The organism is Lentzea alba, from assembly GCF_047445655.1.
Taxonomy (GTDB): domain Bacteria; phylum Actinomycetota; class Actinomycetes; order Mycobacteriales; family Pseudonocardiaceae; genus Lentzea; species Lentzea alba_A.
Genome location: NZ_JAJAEG010000022.1, coordinates 1 through 16,806, shown reverse-complemented (window position 1 = coordinate 16,806; position 16,806 = coordinate 1). Strand labels below are relative to the sequence as shown.

General features: G+C 64.5%; 11 protein-coding genes. 10 read left to right on the top strand and 1 reads right to left on the bottom strand.

Translation table 11 applies throughout. From position 1 onward, the window contains the following. Positions 1-18: 18 nt before the first annotated feature. Complete coding sequence (locus LFM09_RS32025) at positions 19-1,191, bottom strand: tyrosine-type recombinase/integrase (RefSeq protein WP_414100311.1); 1,173 nt, start codon at positions 1,189-1,191, stop codon at positions 19-21. A gap of 237 nt (positions 1,192-1,428) precedes the next feature. On the opposite strand from LFM09_RS32025, the gene LFM09_RS32020 reads away from it, so the two are divergent. The 10 genes from LFM09_RS32020 (at position 1,429) to LFM09_RS31975 (ending at position 16,517) form a co-directional block, all read left to right on the top strand. Continuing rightward, positions 1,429-1,947 carry a WXG100 family type VII secretion target gene (locus tag LFM09_RS32020; RefSeq protein WP_414100310.1) on the top strand — a complete coding sequence of 173 codons (519 nt, stop codon included), beginning with the start codon at positions 1,429-1,431 and terminating at the stop codon, positions 1,945-1,947. Continuing rightward, complete coding sequence (locus LFM09_RS32015) at positions 1,947-2,741, top strand: hypothetical protein (protein WP_414100309.1); 795 nt, start codon at positions 1,947-1,949, stop codon at positions 2,739-2,741. The genes LFM09_RS32020 and LFM09_RS32015 overlap by 1 nt, the downstream gene beginning before the upstream one ends. After that, positions 2,738-4,183: a lipase family protein gene (locus tag LFM09_RS32010; RefSeq protein ID WP_414100308.1), complete on the top strand. Its 1,446-nt coding sequence runs from the start codon at positions 2,738-2,740 to the stop codon at positions 4,181-4,183. Before LFM09_RS32015 ends, LFM09_RS32010 begins: the two co-directional genes overlap by 4 nt. Continuing rightward, on the top strand, positions 4,180-4,632 hold the full coding sequence (locus LFM09_RS32005) for a hypothetical protein (RefSeq protein WP_414100307.1): 453 nt from the start codon (positions 4,180-4,182) through the stop codon (positions 4,630-4,632). The genes LFM09_RS32010 and LFM09_RS32005 overlap by 4 nt, the downstream gene beginning before the upstream one ends. A gap of 61 nt (positions 4,633-4,693) precedes the next feature. Further along, positions 4,694-5,146, top strand: a complete 453-nt coding sequence (locus LFM09_RS32000; RefSeq protein ID WP_414100306.1) for a hypothetical protein — start codon at positions 4,694-4,696, stop codon at positions 5,144-5,146. A gap of 4 nt (positions 5,147-5,150) precedes the next feature. After that, a complete protein-coding gene (locus LFM09_RS31995) occupies positions 5,151-5,549 on the top strand; it encodes a YbaB/EbfC family nucleoid-associated protein (RefSeq protein ID WP_414100305.1) in 399 nt (132 codons plus the stop codon). A 169-nt stretch (positions 5,550-5,718) separates the two neighbouring features. Next, a complete protein-coding gene (locus tag LFM09_RS31990) occupies positions 5,719-6,177 on the top strand; it encodes a hypothetical protein (protein ID WP_414100304.1) in 459 nt (152 codons plus the stop codon). Positions 6,178-6,354: 177 nt separating this feature from the next. Then, the gene (fxsT, locus tag LFM09_RS31985) at positions 6,355-9,264 is read left to right on the top strand and encodes an FxSxx-COOH system tetratricopeptide repeat protein (protein WP_414100303.1); all 2,910 of its coding nucleotides are present in this window, start codon (positions 6,355-6,357) and stop codon (positions 9,262-9,264) included. Positions 9,265-9,279: 15 nt separating this feature from the next. After that, the gene (locus tag LFM09_RS31980; protein ID WP_414100302.1) at positions 9,280-10,506 is read left to right on the top strand and encodes a glycosyltransferase family 4 protein; all 1,227 of its coding nucleotides are present in this window, start codon (positions 9,280-9,282) and stop codon (positions 10,504-10,506) included. Positions 10,507-11,525: 1,019 nt separating this feature from the next. After that, positions 11,526-16,517 carry a LamG-like jellyroll fold domain-containing protein gene (locus tag LFM09_RS31975; protein WP_414100301.1) on the top strand — a complete coding sequence of 1,664 codons (4,992 nt, stop codon included), beginning with the start codon at positions 11,526-11,528 and terminating at the stop codon, positions 16,515-16,517. Positions 16,518-16,806 lie beyond the last annotated feature (289 nt).

Genomic DNA, 16,806 nt, shown 5'->3' with positions numbered 1-16,806 from the left:
GGTCGCAAAGTGGTCGCGCTATGCCGCCTCAGCTTCTTTCAATGCCGTCTCGATCGCCTTCACCGCGTCGAGTGCGACGTGCCGGAGCAGGTGGCCGTAGATCTCCGTCGTTGTCGACAAGGTCGAGTGACGCAGCGTCTTGGACGCCATGGCCAGCGGAACCTGCGAGCTGAGCATCGTGGTTGCGGCGAAGTGACGCAGGTCGTGGACGCGGATCTTGGACAGTCCTGCTTGTTCGGTGAGCTTGTGGAACCGATGTAGTACGTACTCAGGCCGTAGTGGTTGTCCTCCGCGCCGGGTGAACACGAGCGCACGGTCGGGTTGGCGCTCGGCTTGATTCTGGAGTGCAGCGGTGACCCGGTCGGACAGTCCGATCCAAGCGAGGCTGCTCTTGGTCTTGGGAGTGGTGAAGACCGGGGTGGTGTTGTTGATGTTGGACAGCGTCTGTCGCACGAACAGCACGTGTTCGTCGAGGTGGATGTCGGCCCAGTGCAATGCGAGAGCCTCGCCTTTGCGCATGCCGGTGCCGATGATCAATTCGAAGAGGTTGGTCAACGGTTCGTTGCTCTCAGCGCAGTACTTGAGGAACTGCGCGGCCTCGGCAGGAGACCAGCACGTCGGCTCGTACTTCGTGGGCCGGGTGACGGAGACGTACTTGGCCGCGTTGTATGGCAGGCGATGCTGCCGCACGGCGTCACCGAGTGCGCTGGAGAGCGTTGCGACGCAGCGGCGCAGTGTGGTGTGCCCGCGGCCAGCCTCCAGTTGGTTACGGACGTAGAGCACGACGTGTTGGTGGGACAGATCTTCAAGTCTGATCAATCCGACGTGTGGGATCAGATCTTTGTGGACATACGCGTGGTAGTTCGCCATTGTCGTTGGCTTGAGTGCCAACGCCTTGGCGCGCAACCAACTCACGAGGTAGTCGGCGACCGTCTGCCGGTCGTCGATGATGATGCCAGTGCGTTCGTACTCGAGTAACTTGCTCAGTGCGACTTGAGCGTCTGCCTTCGTCGCGAAACCACTGCGGCGTCGTGTCCGCCGCTTCCCGTCGAGCGTCGGTAGATCGACTGCGTAGGTCCAGATTCCGTGCTTGCGATTGGTCAACTTGGGGCAGCGGGCGCCGAGCTGGCGACCATCGGCACCACGGCAGGCGCAACGGCGATAGACGCGACCGCGGTTCGGATTTTTCATGACTACTTCCTCCGGTCTTCCCTGGCGTCTGCTCCTGGTGAGCAGCGCAGGACCGGAGCATGAGTCGGGTGCGACCACAGCGCGACCACAGGCCGCATTGTCGCTGGTCCGGCCGATGCCACTCGTGGCTACGACAACCGACTGTGCTTGCTGAGTAGAAGCACGCATCTTCGGGCGAAGAGCGTGCGCGTCCACGCCCTGTCATGATTTGCTCGCTGTGAGTGAGGGGTGGAGTGCATGTACGGGAACCCGGACGAGCTGGACCGGATCGCGGGCGAGATCGAGAAGCGCGCTGATGGCGTGCGGGATCGCGCGAAGAAGCTCGACGACGACGCGCGGAAGATGGAGTGGCACTCTGTCGCCGCAGAACGCTGCCGGGAAACCGTCGGCGGGGACAAGCGGCAGCTGGAGAAGGCTGCGGACGGGCTGACCGAGGCCGCCGCGCTGTTGCGCCGACACGCGCAGGAAGTGCGCGAGTTGATCGCGATGATCAAGAAGATCTCCGAAGCCGTGGTCGGCTGGTTCACCAGCGCGATCGACCGGTTCAACCGCGCGGTCGACGCGTTCAACCAGGCAGCACGGGACTTCGCGAACGGTGTCGCCGACGTGCTGGGTTTCGGCGGTAGCCAGCCGCCGTCACCTCCGCAGCCGCCATGGACCGGCTGGAAGTGGGGACCCGACAACCTCCCGCCCGCAGGGGACAAGGCGTGGCTGGAGGCGGGCGAGTACCTGCGCGGGCAGGGGGTGCCCGCGTGATGTCGGCACCGCACAGGCTGGTGCTGACCGCCGGTGAATTTGCGTACCTCGTCGAACGCACCGGTGTCGACCTGCCGCCGGCCTGGAGGCCTTCGGCGGACATAGGTCCTGCCGAGGCGGGTCTGATCAAGAAGCGCGTGGTCGACGGGGTAGGCGGCGAGATCCACCGGTCGGTGATCAAGAACCTGGAGATTCTGGCATTGCCGATGGTCATGCTGGACACCGTCGCGGCGATCGACGGCAAGGGGCTGCACAGCATGCACGCGATCTCCGGCCCGTTGGGTGCGTCGTTGTTCGAGCTGGGTGACGGCGCGGTGGAGATGTCGATGTTCGCCTCGGCGGACCTGGGCGAGGAGCTGATCCGGGCGGTTCCACCCGAGAGCCAGGACGCCAACGCCGGGATCGAGTCACGCCTGGGCGGAGGCGGACCGGAGCAGGCTCCGTTGCGTGGCCGGCTGCCGCTGGCGGCGCTGCAGGAGATGGGTACCGCCCGTCTGTTCCGCGATGCCGACCCCGGCGGTCCGGCTGCTGTCGTTGCCAGGTTGCGACTGTCCGGCGACGAGGCGGCGCTCGCTCGACAGGTGGCGACCGAGACGGACGGGGCGTTGCGGTGTTTCGTCGTCGGTCGTAACGGGATGGCGTCTCAGGTCAGCTGGGTGCACACCGACGGTGGCTGGAGCGGGCTCGATCCCGAACCGGACGGTTCAGGCCGTCGAATCGTGCGACTGGAACCGGCTGATCGTGAGGATCTGGGCACGTGGGTCGCCCCGGCAGTGGCAGGAGCGTTGGCATGAGTGACGAGCCTGTGGAGCCCGGCGCTCCGACGGCACGGGATGTGGGGATCGCCCCAGTCGCGGACATCCAGGTCAGTGGCGGTGCCGGCGGTTTCCGGGCCAAGGGCGAGGACCTCGTGGCTATGAGCGCTCTTACCGATGAAGTCGCCGGTGACACGCTCAAGACCGCGTTGGCCGGGCACAAGTTTCTCGCTGAGCCGGACGTGCTCGCTTCAGCTCTGCTGAATCCGTCCGGTGTGGTGAGGTTTGAGGCGGCCATGGCTATGGCGCTTGACGGGCCTAACGGTCTCACCGCCACGTCCGCGGCCATCGGTCTGCGCGGTGATGCTCTGCGCGCGACGAAGTTGGCGTACGAGGCTGCCGACGAACTCGCGGCTAGGGGACTCGACGCCTCGCGCTGGATGGCGGGCCTGGCGGTCGCGTCGGCGCCAGGTGGTGTCGTTGCCGCTGGACTCGCAACAGGTACTGCTATTGCCGCAGATGTGTACGCCAACTACGACGGTGACTGGGAGAAGTGGCTGGTCGACCATCCCGGCATGATCGACACCCTGACCGGTATGTCACCCGGCATGCTGTCCTCGCTCGGCGTACCCGTCGACCTGGCTACCACCTTGGACCTGCTGGCCGCGACGTATGCCGACGGCAACGCTCATGTCACCGCTTTGATGCCATTGCCTGACCCTGGGCCGCACAACTTGCGTGAAATCCTGTTGGGTCTTGACGTGCGCAACGATCCGAACAATGACCAGGACAACAGCAACCTCGATGTGCGGGTCATCAAGGACGCCAACGGCAAGGTGACCGGCTACATCGTGGACATCCCTGGCACCAAGGACTGGAACGCGCCGTGGGATCCCAAGAGTGCCAACGACTCAGGCGTGAACGTCGACGCCATGGCGGGGAACAGCACCGTCCTGCAATTGGGGATCGAGAGGGCGCTGCGTGAGGCAGGTGCGCAGGGCAGTGGCGTGCCGGTGATGCTGGTCGGCCACAGCCAGGGCGGCATCGTCGCCGCGCAATCGACCAACGACCTCGTCGCGAGCGGGTACAACGTGACACACGTGGTCACCGCTGGCTCGCCGGTCGGTCGTATCGACATTCCCGGCAACGTGCAGATGCTGTCGCTGGAGAACAGGAACGACATCGTTCCGCGCCTTGACGCCAGCGACAACCCGAATACAGCGAATCGCACGACGGTCACCTTCGAGAATCAGACTGGGACCATCGGCGGCAACCACAGCATCGGTGGACACCGGTACGACGAGAGGCACCGTGACGAGCCGCCTGTCGATCACAACTACGTTGCCGTGGCTGGGCAGTTGGACGGGAGTTCGGATCCTTCGGTGCGGCGATTCTTGGACAGCACGGGTGCGTTCACCCAAGGCAGCGGGCTTGATTCGGAGCTGCTGCGTTATCGAGTGTCGCGGGAGGGCGTGAATTGAGCGCGGCGGTGAGGTTTACAGGCCTGGTTGCCCTCCTGATCGGCTTGTTGGCGGGGTGCAGCGTGCTCGAGCAGCGTCACGACGACGTGGAGGATCTCGGCAAGAAGATCGTGGCGGACTGGAGGGAACAGCCAGAGGTCGCGGAGGCGAAGTACGACTACCGGCACGGGATCGACCAGGGACAGATCATGTACATGGTGGTCATCGTTCGCGCGGAGTCGGTCTCGAACGAGGTCGTCGACAAGCTGAAGGACATCGCAAATCGCGACTTCTGGGATAGCCCGGCGTATGACCGCGACGACCTGTCGTTGCGGTTCGTCGCTTACTCCTCGGACAACCCGCCCGTAGACGGGCAGCCGGAACCCGACAGGTCGATTCGCAGAGAAGGTCTTGGTGTGCCTGAGAAAGTCGGGCTGGAGAAGTACGGACCGAGACCGTCCAAAAGGTGAGTGTGGATGAGGCCGGGGGACTCTGAGGCACGTCCTCGCTGAGGGTGTGGGAGGAAGTGAAGTGAGCACCGCAGTGCGTTCAGCTGTGCTGGGCAGCCTGTTCGTCATAGTGGGCTTGCTGACCGGGTGCAACGTCGCCGACCAGTACTACGAGGGAGTGGACAGCTTCGGCAAGCAGACGGTCGCTGACTGGAAGGCGATGCCGGAGGTGGTCGAGGCGACATACGCGTACCGCCATGGGCTGGATCAGGGCCAGGTGATGTATCTCGACGTCGCGATCCGCGGGGATGTCGACAAAGACCAAATGATCGGCCAGTTGCAGGAGGTCGCCCGGCGGAATCTCTGGCAGAAGACGTCGTCGAACGACGTCAAGGTCAACCTGGCGGTGCACTCCGAGGGCAGCGGGCTCGGTGGCGGGTCCGCAATGCCCGGTCCTCTGATCTACCAGGGTGGGCTCGGCCAGGGTTCTGGATCTCCCGAAGAGAAGTACGGGCCGAGAGCGACGACGAGGTGAGTGGATGATGACGCCGGACGAATGGCTGGCTGATTTCGAGGCCAAGACGGCTGAATTGCAGCGCAACGCGGTCGCGTTTCGCCGCAACCTGGAGGCTGCAGGGCAGACCGTTACCTCCGAGGACAAGGCGTTGACGGTGACGGTGGCGCCGAACGGTGCTCTGCTTGATCTCAGGATCGCGCAGGACCCGGAGCTCGCTGCGAGGCTCATGGCGTTGGTGCGGCAGGCGAGGGAAGGTGCCGCGGCCAACGTGCTGGGCGAGTTCCGTAACGCGGTCGGCGGACAGGCGGGACAGCTCGACACCGATGTGTCGGTGCCTGCGTTCGGTGCTCCTGAACCGCGGAAGCCGAAGCCGGTTGAGGACGAGGACTTCAGTGACAACTCGATCTACCGGCGGCTGTAGTGGTTGGGTAGCGGGCGTCCCAGTACCACCGCCAATCGCACGACGGTTACTTCGGAACCAAGATCGATCAGAGTTCGGATCCGTCCGCTCGAAGGTTTCGCGGCCGCGCAGCGCTTTATTGGAGACGAACCGGGTTGACGCCGGCCTGTCACGGGAAGTGGGAGTGAGCGTGGCAAGGCGTGTGGCTGGTGTCGTGGGCCTGGTTGTGCTGCTGGTTGGGCTGCTGTCCGGATGCAATCTCTTCGTGCAGTACTACGAGGACGTGGACGAGCTCTGCAAGAAGATCGTGGCGGACTGGAAGGCGCAGGCTGAGGTAGTCGACGTGAGTTACATCTACGTGCATGGCATCGACTCAGGACAGCAGATCGATCTCGAGGTCATCGTCCGCGCAGAGTCGGCCACGGCCGAGGTCTGGGAAAGGCTGGAGGACATCGCGAACCGCGACTACTGGCTAAGCACGGCGTACGACCGGGAGGGCCACATGTCATTTCAGTACGTCGTCTACTCCTCGGACAACCCGCCGGCAAAGGGTGGAGTGGAACCGTCTAAGTCGATCGGCCAGGGCGATATTGGTGTGTCGCCGAAAGTCGGGTTGGAGAAGTACGGACCAAGACCGACGACGAGGTGAGCGGACGATGACCCGGACGAATGGCTGACCAACTGAGCACGGGCTGCTGAGCTGGGGTTTCGTCGTTGCTGTGGGCTGATCTGTCTCGCTGATGTGGAATCCGTGACTGGATTCGCGGATGTTCTCGACGGGCGACCGTTCCGGTGACCTGCTTGTCAGAAGCACGTTGGCGGCAGCATGGTGTTCGCAGGGTCGCTGCGGCTCGGTCTGGAGGCGTCCATGCACCAAGATGGCACGGATGCCGAGTCTGGCCGGTCCAGAAAAGACTTCTTCATCAGCTACACAGGGAGCGACGAGGACTTCGCGCAGTGGATTGCCTGGCAGCTCGAGAAGTTCGGCTACACGACCATCCTTCAGGCGTGGGACTTCGCCGCAGGCAGCCACTTCGTACACGAGATGCATGAGGCGGCGCAAGCCGCAGACCAGACGATAGCGGTTCTCTCCCGCACATACCTCCAATCGAACTATGCGGCGGCCGAGTGGCAGGAGGCGTGGCGTCGGGATCCCACCGGCGCCGGTCGAAGGTTGATCGCCGTGCGCATCGAGGACTGCGAGAGGCCCGGCCTGCTCGGTCAGCTGGTGACGGTCGACCTGTTCGACGTCGACGCCTCGACGGCAAGTGCTCGCTTACGTGCAGCTATCACCAAGGCGCGCGCGAAGCCGCTGCGAGAGCCGAGTTTTCCGTCGCGACGCAGCCGAGGCTTTCCGGGTGGATGGCCGAGGACCACGAACCTCCCTCGGCGCAATCCCCATTTCGCAGGCAGGGAACGCGAACTCGATCGCCTCGACGAGCTGCTGTCTGGCGACCGGCCTGCGTCCGTGGTGACCATTTGCGGCATGGGTGGGGCCGGCAAGACGCAGCTCGCGATCGAGTACGCCCACCGCTCCTCGTCCAGGTACGACACCGTCTGGTGGATCAGCGCACAACAGCCCGTGATCGCCGTCAACAACCTCGCGAACCTCGCCGAGAGGTTCGACCTGCGTCCAGACAACTCGCGAAACGTCACCGTCCTCGAACTCCTGTGGGAGCAGCTGCGCACGTCCGATCGCTGGCTCCTGATCTTCGACAACGCGGAGTCGCCCGCCGGGCTTCGCGACTACCTGCCTCATGGGCCGGGGCATGTGCTTGTGACTTCGCAACTGCGCGAGTGGGGCCAGCTCAGCCGCGTCGTTGAACTGGGGGTGTTCAGTCGACAGGAATCCATCGAGCTCTTCAGATCGCACATCCGGGACTGCGACAGTGGACTCGCTGCGGAGATCGCCGAAGAGCTGGGTGACCTGCCGATGTTCGTCGCGCAGGCCAGCAGCTACGTCGCGACCCGCAGGCTGCCGTTGGACACCTATCTGAGACTCCTGCGGTCCTACGGTGATCAAGTACTCGCAAAGGGCGAAGCCATGGACTACCAGCACGGCATCGACACTGTGTGGTCGATGTTCATCGAGCGTCTCGAGACCGAACAGCCAGTCGCCGTGCGGGTGTTGGAACTCTGCGCGGCACTCGCACCGGATGCGGTGCCGCTGTCGCTTTTCACCGCGCACCCCGAGGTTCTCACTGAGCCTCTGCGCAGCGCTGTCAGCGACGACGTGCAGTTCACCGAGGCGGTCGGGGAACTGGCCCGGTGCTCGCTGGCAACTCGTTCGGACGACGTCATCCAGGTTCACCGCATGCTACAAGCGGCCATCCTACGGCGGCTTGACGAATCCGGCCGGGCACGCACCACCGCCACAGCGGTCGACCTGCTCGCTGCGGCCGATCCCGGTGACCCGGAGGACCACCGGCACTGGCTGAGTTATGCCCAGTTGTTGCCCCACGCGTTGAAACTTCAGCACGAGGTAGGCACCGATGACTTTCGACGGCTGCTCGTGAACATCGGTGGTTACACATTGGCCCGTGGGCAACTCCTCGCCGCCAACGAGTTCCTCATCGAACTGATCGCGCTCTGGACGTCGTCGCTCGGAGAGGACGCACCAGATGTGTTGGCTGCGCTCAATCGTCTTGCGGCAACGTTGCGCGCACTTGGCCAGTACCGCTCGGCACTGACCATCGACCAGGACGTGCTGGCACGGCTGCGAGGCGCTGCGGACGCACGGGATCCACGAGTCCAACAGGTGGCTGAGACGACGGCGAACGCGCTGGACGACGTCGGGCACTACCAGGAGTCCATGGAAGCCCACAGGGTGCAGTACGAAGAACGAATGGCCGCCTACGGCCCGGATGACCTGATGACCCTGAAAGCGGCGAGCGGTCTCGGCCATGCCCTTGTCTCGTGCGGATACTTCACCGAGGCTGTTCGCCTGCTCGAGGACACGTTGCGTCGACGCAGCCAATATCTCGGGCCCCAGCACCAAGGCACGATCTTCACCAGTACCGGGCTGGCCGCGGCCTTGGCGAACTCGGGACGGGAACAACGCGCGCTGGAGCTCGACACCGAAGCAGTCGAACTGCGCAGGCGCGTGCTGGGCGGGCACCACCCACACACATGGATCGCACAGCATTGCGCCGCATCGGACCTGTGGCTGCTCGGCCGAATGGAAGAAGCTCTCGCCCTGTTCGAGGAGACGTTACGTGAACGGCGTTCGGCGCTCGGTTCCCGACACCCTGAGACGTTGCAGTCCGCGACGAGCGCGGCGACTGTTTACTCGGCTATGGGCGACCCCGAGGCGGCGCTCGCCGAACATCGACGCGTCTTGCGCGAGTACGAGCAAGCCCTCGGAGCCGAACACCCCACAACCCTGCAGTGCTCCAACGATCTGGCTGTCGACCTGCAGGAAACGGGAGCAGCGGGCGAAGCTGTCGCACTGCACGAACAGACTTTGGCCCGAAGGACCGCCCTGCTGGGGCCTGCACATCCGGACACAGTGCAGTCACTGAACAATCTTGCCGCGTGTTGCGCGGACCAAGGAGATGCGGAGACGGCGGCGAGCCTGTTCCGGGAGGCTCTCCGCGCGTGCGACGCCAGGCTGGGATCCGAGCATCCCGACGCGATCCTGATCAGCGACAGCCTGGATCTCGTGTCACAGGGCAACTGGCGCAGGAACCAGGGCAGGCACGCGAGGCTACTCACACGGGCGAATCACAGGTACTGAACACGCGGGGGTGAAGTGAGACTCTTGTTCTACCCAACAGGTCTGCGTATCTGTGGGAGCCACATCAACGCCGTCGAGGTCGCCGGCGCGGTCTCCCGCCAGGGACACGACGTCGTGATCTATGGGCAGGGCGGTCCGCTCGAAGAGATGGTCGCCAGGCTGGGCATCCCGTTCGTCCGCGCGACGAGCACGAGCCTGCAGCTCGAGACCAAGGTCGTGCGCGAACTGGCGGACGTGGTGCGGTCGCACCGCACCGATGTGGTGCACAGCTTCGAGTGGCGGCCGACCGTCGACGCGGTGCTGGCCGCACAGATCCCGTTCCGGGTACCGGTCGTCTCAACGGTGTACTCGATGAGCGTGCCGCAGTTCTTCCCGACGCACGTACCGTTGGTGGTTGGTACACACGTGATCGCGGATGCCGCTAGGAGAAGGCAGCGCGCGAAGGTCTCGGTGATCGAACCGCCGGTGGATCTCACCGTGCACCACAACGCCGAACCAAGCCATCGCGACGACCTCGACACCGTCACCGTCGTCATCGTTTCGAGGCTGCACCCGACGCTCAAGCTGACCGGAATCCTCGAGGCCGTCGAAGCCGTCGACCAACTGGCACAACTGCACCCTGAAAGGTCGGTGGAACTCGTCGTGGTCGGCGACGGCCCGTCGTCCGACGCTGTGCGCGGTGCCGCGGAGGCAGCGTCGGCACGGGGACACGCGGCTGTCCGCATGATCGGCGCGATCCTCGATCCAACACCGTACTACCGCATGGCGGACATCGTGATCGGCATGGGCCACTCCGCGCTCCGTGCCATGGCGTCGGGGAAACCGACAATCATCCAGGGCGAGGACGGTTTCTGGGAGTTGGTCACGGCGCTCAGCGCTCCGACCTTCCTCCGAACAGGCTGGTACGGCATCGGATCCGACGAACAGGGTCCACGAGGACTGTCGAAGTTGCTCGGGATCCTCCACCGCCTGGTGCAGGATCCTGCATGCCGTGCGCACTCCGCAGAGACCGGCCGCAGACTCACGGCGGAACGGTTCTGTCTCGAGCGCGCGGCTGCCAGGCAGATCGCCATATACGAAGCTGCTGTGCGCCAACGACCTTCGCGTGCAGTCGCCCTCGTTGAGGCGGTGCGGATGTTGTCAGGGATCACGCTGCACAGCGTTCGATCACGGCTCAGCGGCGATGACGAGCCGTGGGACTTCAACCGGAAGCACGTGCAGCCGCTGGCCAGCTTCCGGTAGTCCAGGACGGTGTGGATCGTCGTCTCAACGCTGCTTAAACGCGACGGCGAATGCAGTTCGGCGACGTGTGGTTCAACGGCTACGGCCATCTGCTCGATGTCGAGGACTTCGGCTCCAAGGGCGGGAACGGTTCACCATCGCGCTGGTGAACCAGAACATCCCTAGTAACAATGCGTTCGCGGGCCCCAGCGTGGAGGTCGGCTGCATAGCCGATCTCGGTGATGGCTCACTCCGCCGTTGAGAACCACCGCGCCGCGGACTTCCTTAGAGGTGTACTGGCCGTGGTGGCCTACGTCGAGCGGGACGGTGGTGTGGTGTTGGTAGATCGCCGCACACTGCACCGGGGTACCCGGCTACGAACAGCTGCTGGTGGCGGGACTCGTAGGCAGGGGTGAAGGAGCGGATCTTGACTGGCTGCCCAACATGGGGTCGACGCACCTGATTGGCAGTCAAGTGCGCCGAACTGCGGTCAACGTGTCTGTTTATGCAGGTCAGCGGCCCGTGAACCCGTATCTGGGGGGTCAAGTGCACTCAACTGCGTTGAAGCAACGTAGCTGCGGCTTGCTGGCTTGTGAGACGACAACAGGTAGCGCAACTGCGTCATTGGCACGTCTCAAGCAGGGACTGTCGCGAGGTGACTGCCCTCTCCGTGCTATGTCGATCTTGTGTCATTTACGCGTCACCCGCACGATGCTGATCGGTCCGTGGCGATTCTCTGGGCTATTGGTTGTGAGATCAGGGGGTCAGTCGTGCGTCTCTGATTTCCTGAACGCAGCCGACTCGGAAGCCGGGCTTTGGTCACGTGTGACCAAGTGCGGGTGTGGGCGCCGTTGTGCTGACCAGGTGAGATGTGTCTGGCCACACTTTGGTCACACTGCCGCCTGATAGTCCGAATGGTCGCTTGTTGGTGGTTCGTCGGTGGATGAAGCTGGCTGTCGCTAGTTGAGGGGCCGGCGTCGGGGGATTGCCGGTGTCGTGTCGGTGGTTGGCGCGGCAGGGTCTATGTGGGGGGCTTCGTTTTGAGACGCGCCGGGGAGGCGCAGGGTGTTGTCCTGCGCGCGTTCGTGTCGTTGATGGTGATTTCGACGTTCGTGGTCGCGCCTGCGAAGGCGGCTGAGCCGGAGTGTGCGGACTCGCAGCAGACCGCGTCGGCGGCAGTTGCGATGGCGGCGCGCTGTGACCGCCGGGTTGAGGCCGTCGAGTTGCGTACGGAGGATTCCCAGACGTTCGCGAAGCCTGGGGGTGGCTTCACGATGGAGCAGTCGGCTGAGCCGCGTTTCGCGCGTAGGTCTGACGGTTCCTGGGCGCGCGTCGACACGAACCTGCGTGTTGTGAACGGCAAGGTGACGCCGGCTGCGGCTGTGTTGCCGGTGGAGTTCTCGGCGGGTGGCACCGGGCCTGCGGCTCGGTTGCGTGATGGTGATCGCGAGTTGTCGATCACGTGGCCGCTGGGGGCGTTGCCGGCGCCGGTGTTGTCGGGTTCGGATGCCCTGTACCGCGAGGTGCTGCCCGGGGTCGATCTCAAGCTGACCGCGTCGTCGCAGGGCTTCTCTGAGGTTCTGGTGGTGAAGACGCGGGAGGCGGCGGCGAACCCGAAGCTGGCCAAGGTGACGTTCGGCTTCGCGACGGTGGGCGTCACGGCGCACAGGGCCGGTAGTGGTCTGGAGGCGAAGGACTCGGCCGGCAAGGTCGTGTTCACGTCGCCGACGCCGGTGATGTGGGACTCGGGTGGCACCGGGTCTGCTGGCGTTTCCGCGAAGACGTCGATGACCACGGAGTCGGCTCAGACCGACAGCCCGGAGAAGCGCACGGCGACGATGCCGGTCGCGGTGGAGAACGGCCAGATCTCGGTCGTCCCGGACGCCGCGATGCTCAACGACACGGCGACCCGCTACCCGGTGATGATCGATCCGTCGTGGACGGGCCGGGTGCACGAGAACTCGTGGACGCTGGTGTCGGAGAAGCTGCCGGACTACGGCTATTGGCAGGGCGGCGGTTACCTCAGCAATCCGGCCGAGCTGGGTGCCGCAGGTACGGGTCGGACTTGTGACAGCGTCTCGCGGGCGGGTAGCTGCCTGAGCCCGACGTACCGGATTCGGTCGTACTTCCGGATGGACACGTCACAGGTGAAGGGCAAGATCATCCTTGGGGCGTCGCTGCGGATCGAGCAGCGGTGGGCGTGGACGTGCAACAACGGCGGCTCCAACGTCACGGCGCGGGCAACGAACGATTTCGACGGCCACACGACGTGGAACAACCAGCCGGCGTGGTGGGGTGACAACGCGGCGAAGTCGGCACCGGCCAACCGCAAGGTCGGCGCGGTCCACGGGTGTGACGGTCCTGGTGACGTCGAGTTCAACTTCACCGACACCGTCGCGCACGCCGCGGCCAACAACTGGAACTACTTCAACGTGGTGATGCACGTCGATGAGAGCAGTGTCAACTACTGGAAGCGGTTTAACGCCGGCACCGCGGTGCTCGCGATTGACTTCAACTCGGTCCCGAACACGCCGGAGCACCTCAGCGCTGACGGCAAGACGTGTGCAACCGGTGCTGCTCGGCCGATCGTGCCGACTGCGACGCCGACGTTCCGTGGCCATGTGAGCGACCCTGATCCGGCGGACGCGATGAACGCCCGTTTCGAGTGGCGACGCATCCGCCCCAACGGATCGATGGGCCCGATCTCTTCTGCTGACCGTTATCCGTGGGGCAACGGCACGACGGCCGAGTACACGCCGTCCAAGCCGGAGAACCTCGAATCCGGCGTGGTGGAGTGGTCCGACAGTCCCGTGGGCACCGGTGACTGGGACAACGACGGCCACCCAGACATCCTGATCCGCGACACAGACGGCTTCCTGTACCTGCTGCCGACCGTGGTGGTCGACAAGGTCGGCTACCGGTCGGGCGTCCGTGTAGAGCTCGGCTTCGGCTGGAACGGTTTCACCATCGCCGGTGTCGCGGACTGGGATGGTGATGGCCACCAGGACGTGGTGGCTCGTGAGGACAGCACCGGTGATCTGTACGTCTATCCCGGCGACGCCGGGCACGGCGCCTTGAGCCAGTCGCGGGCCCGGATCGGTTGGGGCTGGGGTGGTTTCACCTTCGCGGGTGTCGCGGACTATGACCGTGACGGCAAGCAGGACGTGATCGCCAAGGACGCTGATGGCGTGCTGTGGTTGTACCCCGGCGAGAGCAAGCGTTCACCGTCCACTCAGGACCGTGCGCAGCTGGGCTACGGCTGGAACGGGGTCACCTACGTCGGTGTCGTTGACCGCACCGGCGACGGTAAGCCGGACGTGTTGGCCTACACCGACGACGGCAAGCTGTGGCTGTACTTGGGCAGCGGCACGCGTTCGGCCTACACCGGTACTCCGTACCGGCACGAGATCGGCACCGGCTGGCAGGGCGCAATCGCCCGCACCATCGGCGACCTCAACTGGGACGGCGCGCCCGACATCGTCGCCAAGGTTCCGTGGTCGAGTGACTGGTCTCTCTATCCTGGCGTGGTCGGCACCGGCCCCGGCGGCAACCGGTGGGCGATCGCGGGCCAGGGTCTGACCACCGGCGACTATGCCTACCGCATGACCGCCGGTGACTGGCAGCGCTGGGGTGAGGCGACGATCTGGTGCGAGTTCACTGTCGACATCACCAAGCCCCAACCGCCGGCGTTCAGTTCTTCTGTTTACAAGGACAAGTCAGCGGGTTGCCCGGCCGAGGGCTGTGGTTCGCTCGGCATCGCGGACACCTTCCTGTTCTCCAGCACGTCGGACGATGTGGTGAAGTACCGTTGGGGCTTCACAGATCCACCGTCGATGACGGTCGCCGCTGGCACCCCAGTGCGTTGGACGCCGCCATCGGACAAAGCGAAGATTCTGTTCGTGGAGGCGGTCGACCGCGCGGGACTCGCATCAGTCCGCAGCACCTTTGGATTCAAGGTGGCGGGCGCCAAGGCCAATGACGCGTCGTGGTTCTCCAGTGATGACCCGGCAGCTGATGCCACCGGCAATGGCCACGATCTTTCTTTGACCGGCCTGGACACCGCCAGTAGTGGACGTACTGCGGGTGGAAACAGTGCTGTTGGTTTTAGCGGCACGGTTGCGAACGGCGCCACGACCGGCAAGGTGGTCGACACGGGCAAGGGATTCTCGGTCTCAGCGTGGGTTCGCCTAGGTGACGACACGGTTAGCCGCACGGTGGTGAGCCAGCAGGGCTCGGCGACCTCGGCGTTCCGGCTCGGATTCGACTCCACCTCGCGCAAGTGGACGTTCTCCCTGGCCGAGAGCGACGCTGCGAACGCCGCACAGAAGAGCGCGGTGTCTGACGCCTCGGTCACGAAGGGCGTGTGGACGCATCTGACCGGCACCTATGACGAGCTGCACCGTGAGGTCCGGTTGTACGTGGATGGTGCGTTGCAGCGCACCATTGCGGTGGTGGACAACGGCTTCAGTGCCAACGGTCAGCTTTGGATCGGCAAGGCGCTGCGCACGTCCGCGGTTGAACCGTGGAACGGTTCCATGGCTGAGGTTCGTGCATGGAACCGCACGGTCACTCCGGAGGAGGCCTTGGCGATGGCCGATGCAAGACAGGTCAGCGAGGTCGGGAAGTGGCAGTTCGATGAGGGAGACGGGTCGACTGCCCGCGACACCTCGCCGTACGGCCGTGATCTCACGCTCAGCCTCGATGGAGCCAGCTGGGGCGAGGGAGTCGAGCAGACCAGCGGTCTCGAACTCAACGGTGTCGACAGTTCCGCGAGCACGAGCGAGAAGGTGCTGAACACAGATCAGTCGTTTTCTGTCGATGTGTGGGCCAAGCTCGACGGCTCCGGCACGCCTCGCACCGTCGTTTCGCAGAATGATTCGACTGCAGTGGACATGTTCGCGCTGAGGTACGACGGTGCGCAGTGGAGTGCGGAGATGCGGAACGCGGCGAGTTCTCCGTCGTGGTGGCAGGCCAAGGCTGATGCGGTGGTGAACAAGTGGACGCATCTGGTGGTCACCTATGACGCGAGCGCGCGGACACTCAAGTTGACGGTTGGCCATGAGGACAGCCCGGACACGTTGAAGAGCACGGTGACTGGTGTGACCGGTGCGAACTCGGATGGGGTGCTTCGGGTTGGCCGTAGCCAAGCGGGTGAGTTCTTCAAGGGCAATGTCGACGAGTTGAAGGTGTGGCAGGGAGTCCTGGCGCCCAGGACTCTCGACGACACGCCGCGCACCGGGGCGTCGATCTCTGGCGATCCGCATGATGAGGCACTCGCTGTCGACACGGATGGCAAGGTTCGCGCGTTCCTCAATCTCGGCACCACCCTCGCCGACACGTCGCAGGACCTCGCCTTCGGCTGGGCACAAGGGCGCACGTGGTTCGCTGACATCGACGGCGATGGCAAGTCCGAGATCATCGGTGTCGACACGAACGGTGTGATCAAGGCGTTCAAGAACGTCAACGGCATGAACGGGGCCACGTTCAGCGGCAATCCGACGATCATCGGCTCCGCACCGGGCGACGCTGTGCGGATCCGGTTCGCCGACATCGACGGCGACGGCCGAGCGGATCGAGTGTCGCTCGACGCCGATGGCCGGGTCCGGGTGTACCGCAACCTGTTCGGGATGAACGAACGCGGCCAGTCCACGGCGTTCTCGACCACCCCGGTGATCATCAAGGTCACCACGGCGACACCGGACAGGATCCGGTTCGCCGACATCGATGGTGCTGGCGGGAAGGCGGAGTTCATCACGGTGAACGCCGACCAGACCGTGTCTGCCTTCCACAACCTCAACGGACTCAACTACGGCAGTTACGACACCTCGCAGGAGATCGGTACGGGCTGGACGCCGGACCGCACCTGGTTCGCTGACATCAACGGTGACGGCAGGGCCGAGATCATCAGGGTCAATACGGACGGAACCATGTGGTCCTGGACGAACGAACACGGCCTCAAGGAATGGCCGTACGCAGGGTCCACGCAGATCGGTTACGGGTGGCACGACCCCGCCCAAGTCTTCTTCAGCTGACAGGCCAATCCACCCCAGAACTGGAGTTGTGCAATGCCCACAGCCCGATCCAAGCGTGGACTGGCCGTCGCACTTGCCGCGTCACTCGTCGCCACCCTGCTTACCGCTTCACCCACGCCTGCGGCGCCGTACAAGCCTCCGGCGCCGCAGAAGGAACGCGTGATCGCGGGTAAGAAGACCGGTCTGGTCAAGACCGGGGACGTCCGCACTGGCAAGGCCTTCACCGGCAGCGCGCCGGTGTGGCCGAGGGACTGTAAAAAGAGCGGTGTAACTCCCGATCATGGAAGTG

What these genes read in the sequence shown, in the direction of transcription:
- LFM09_RS32025 (WP_414100311.1), bottom strand. Translation starts at nt 1,191, where the DNA reads ATGAAAAATCCGAACCGCGGTCGCGTCTATCGCCGTTGCGCCTGCCGT.
- LFM09_RS32020 (WP_414100310.1), top strand. Translation starts at nt 1,429, where the DNA reads ATGTACGGGAACCCGGACGAGCTGGACCGGATCGCGGGCGAGATCGAG.
- LFM09_RS32015 (WP_414100309.1), top strand. Translation starts at nt 1,947, where the DNA reads ATGTCGGCACCGCACAGGCTGGTGCTGACCGCCGGTGAATTTGCGTAC.
- LFM09_RS32010 (WP_414100308.1), top strand. Translation starts at nt 2,738, where the DNA reads ATGAGTGACGAGCCTGTGGAGCCCGGCGCTCCGACGGCACGGGATGTG.
- LFM09_RS31995 (WP_414100305.1), top strand. Translation starts at nt 5,151, where the DNA reads ATGATGACGCCGGACGAATGGCTGGCTGATTTCGAGGCCAAGACGGCT.
- fxsT (WP_414100303.1), top strand. Translation starts at nt 6,355, where the DNA reads ATGGTGTTCGCAGGGTCGCTGCGGCTCGGTCTGGAGGCGTCCATGCAC.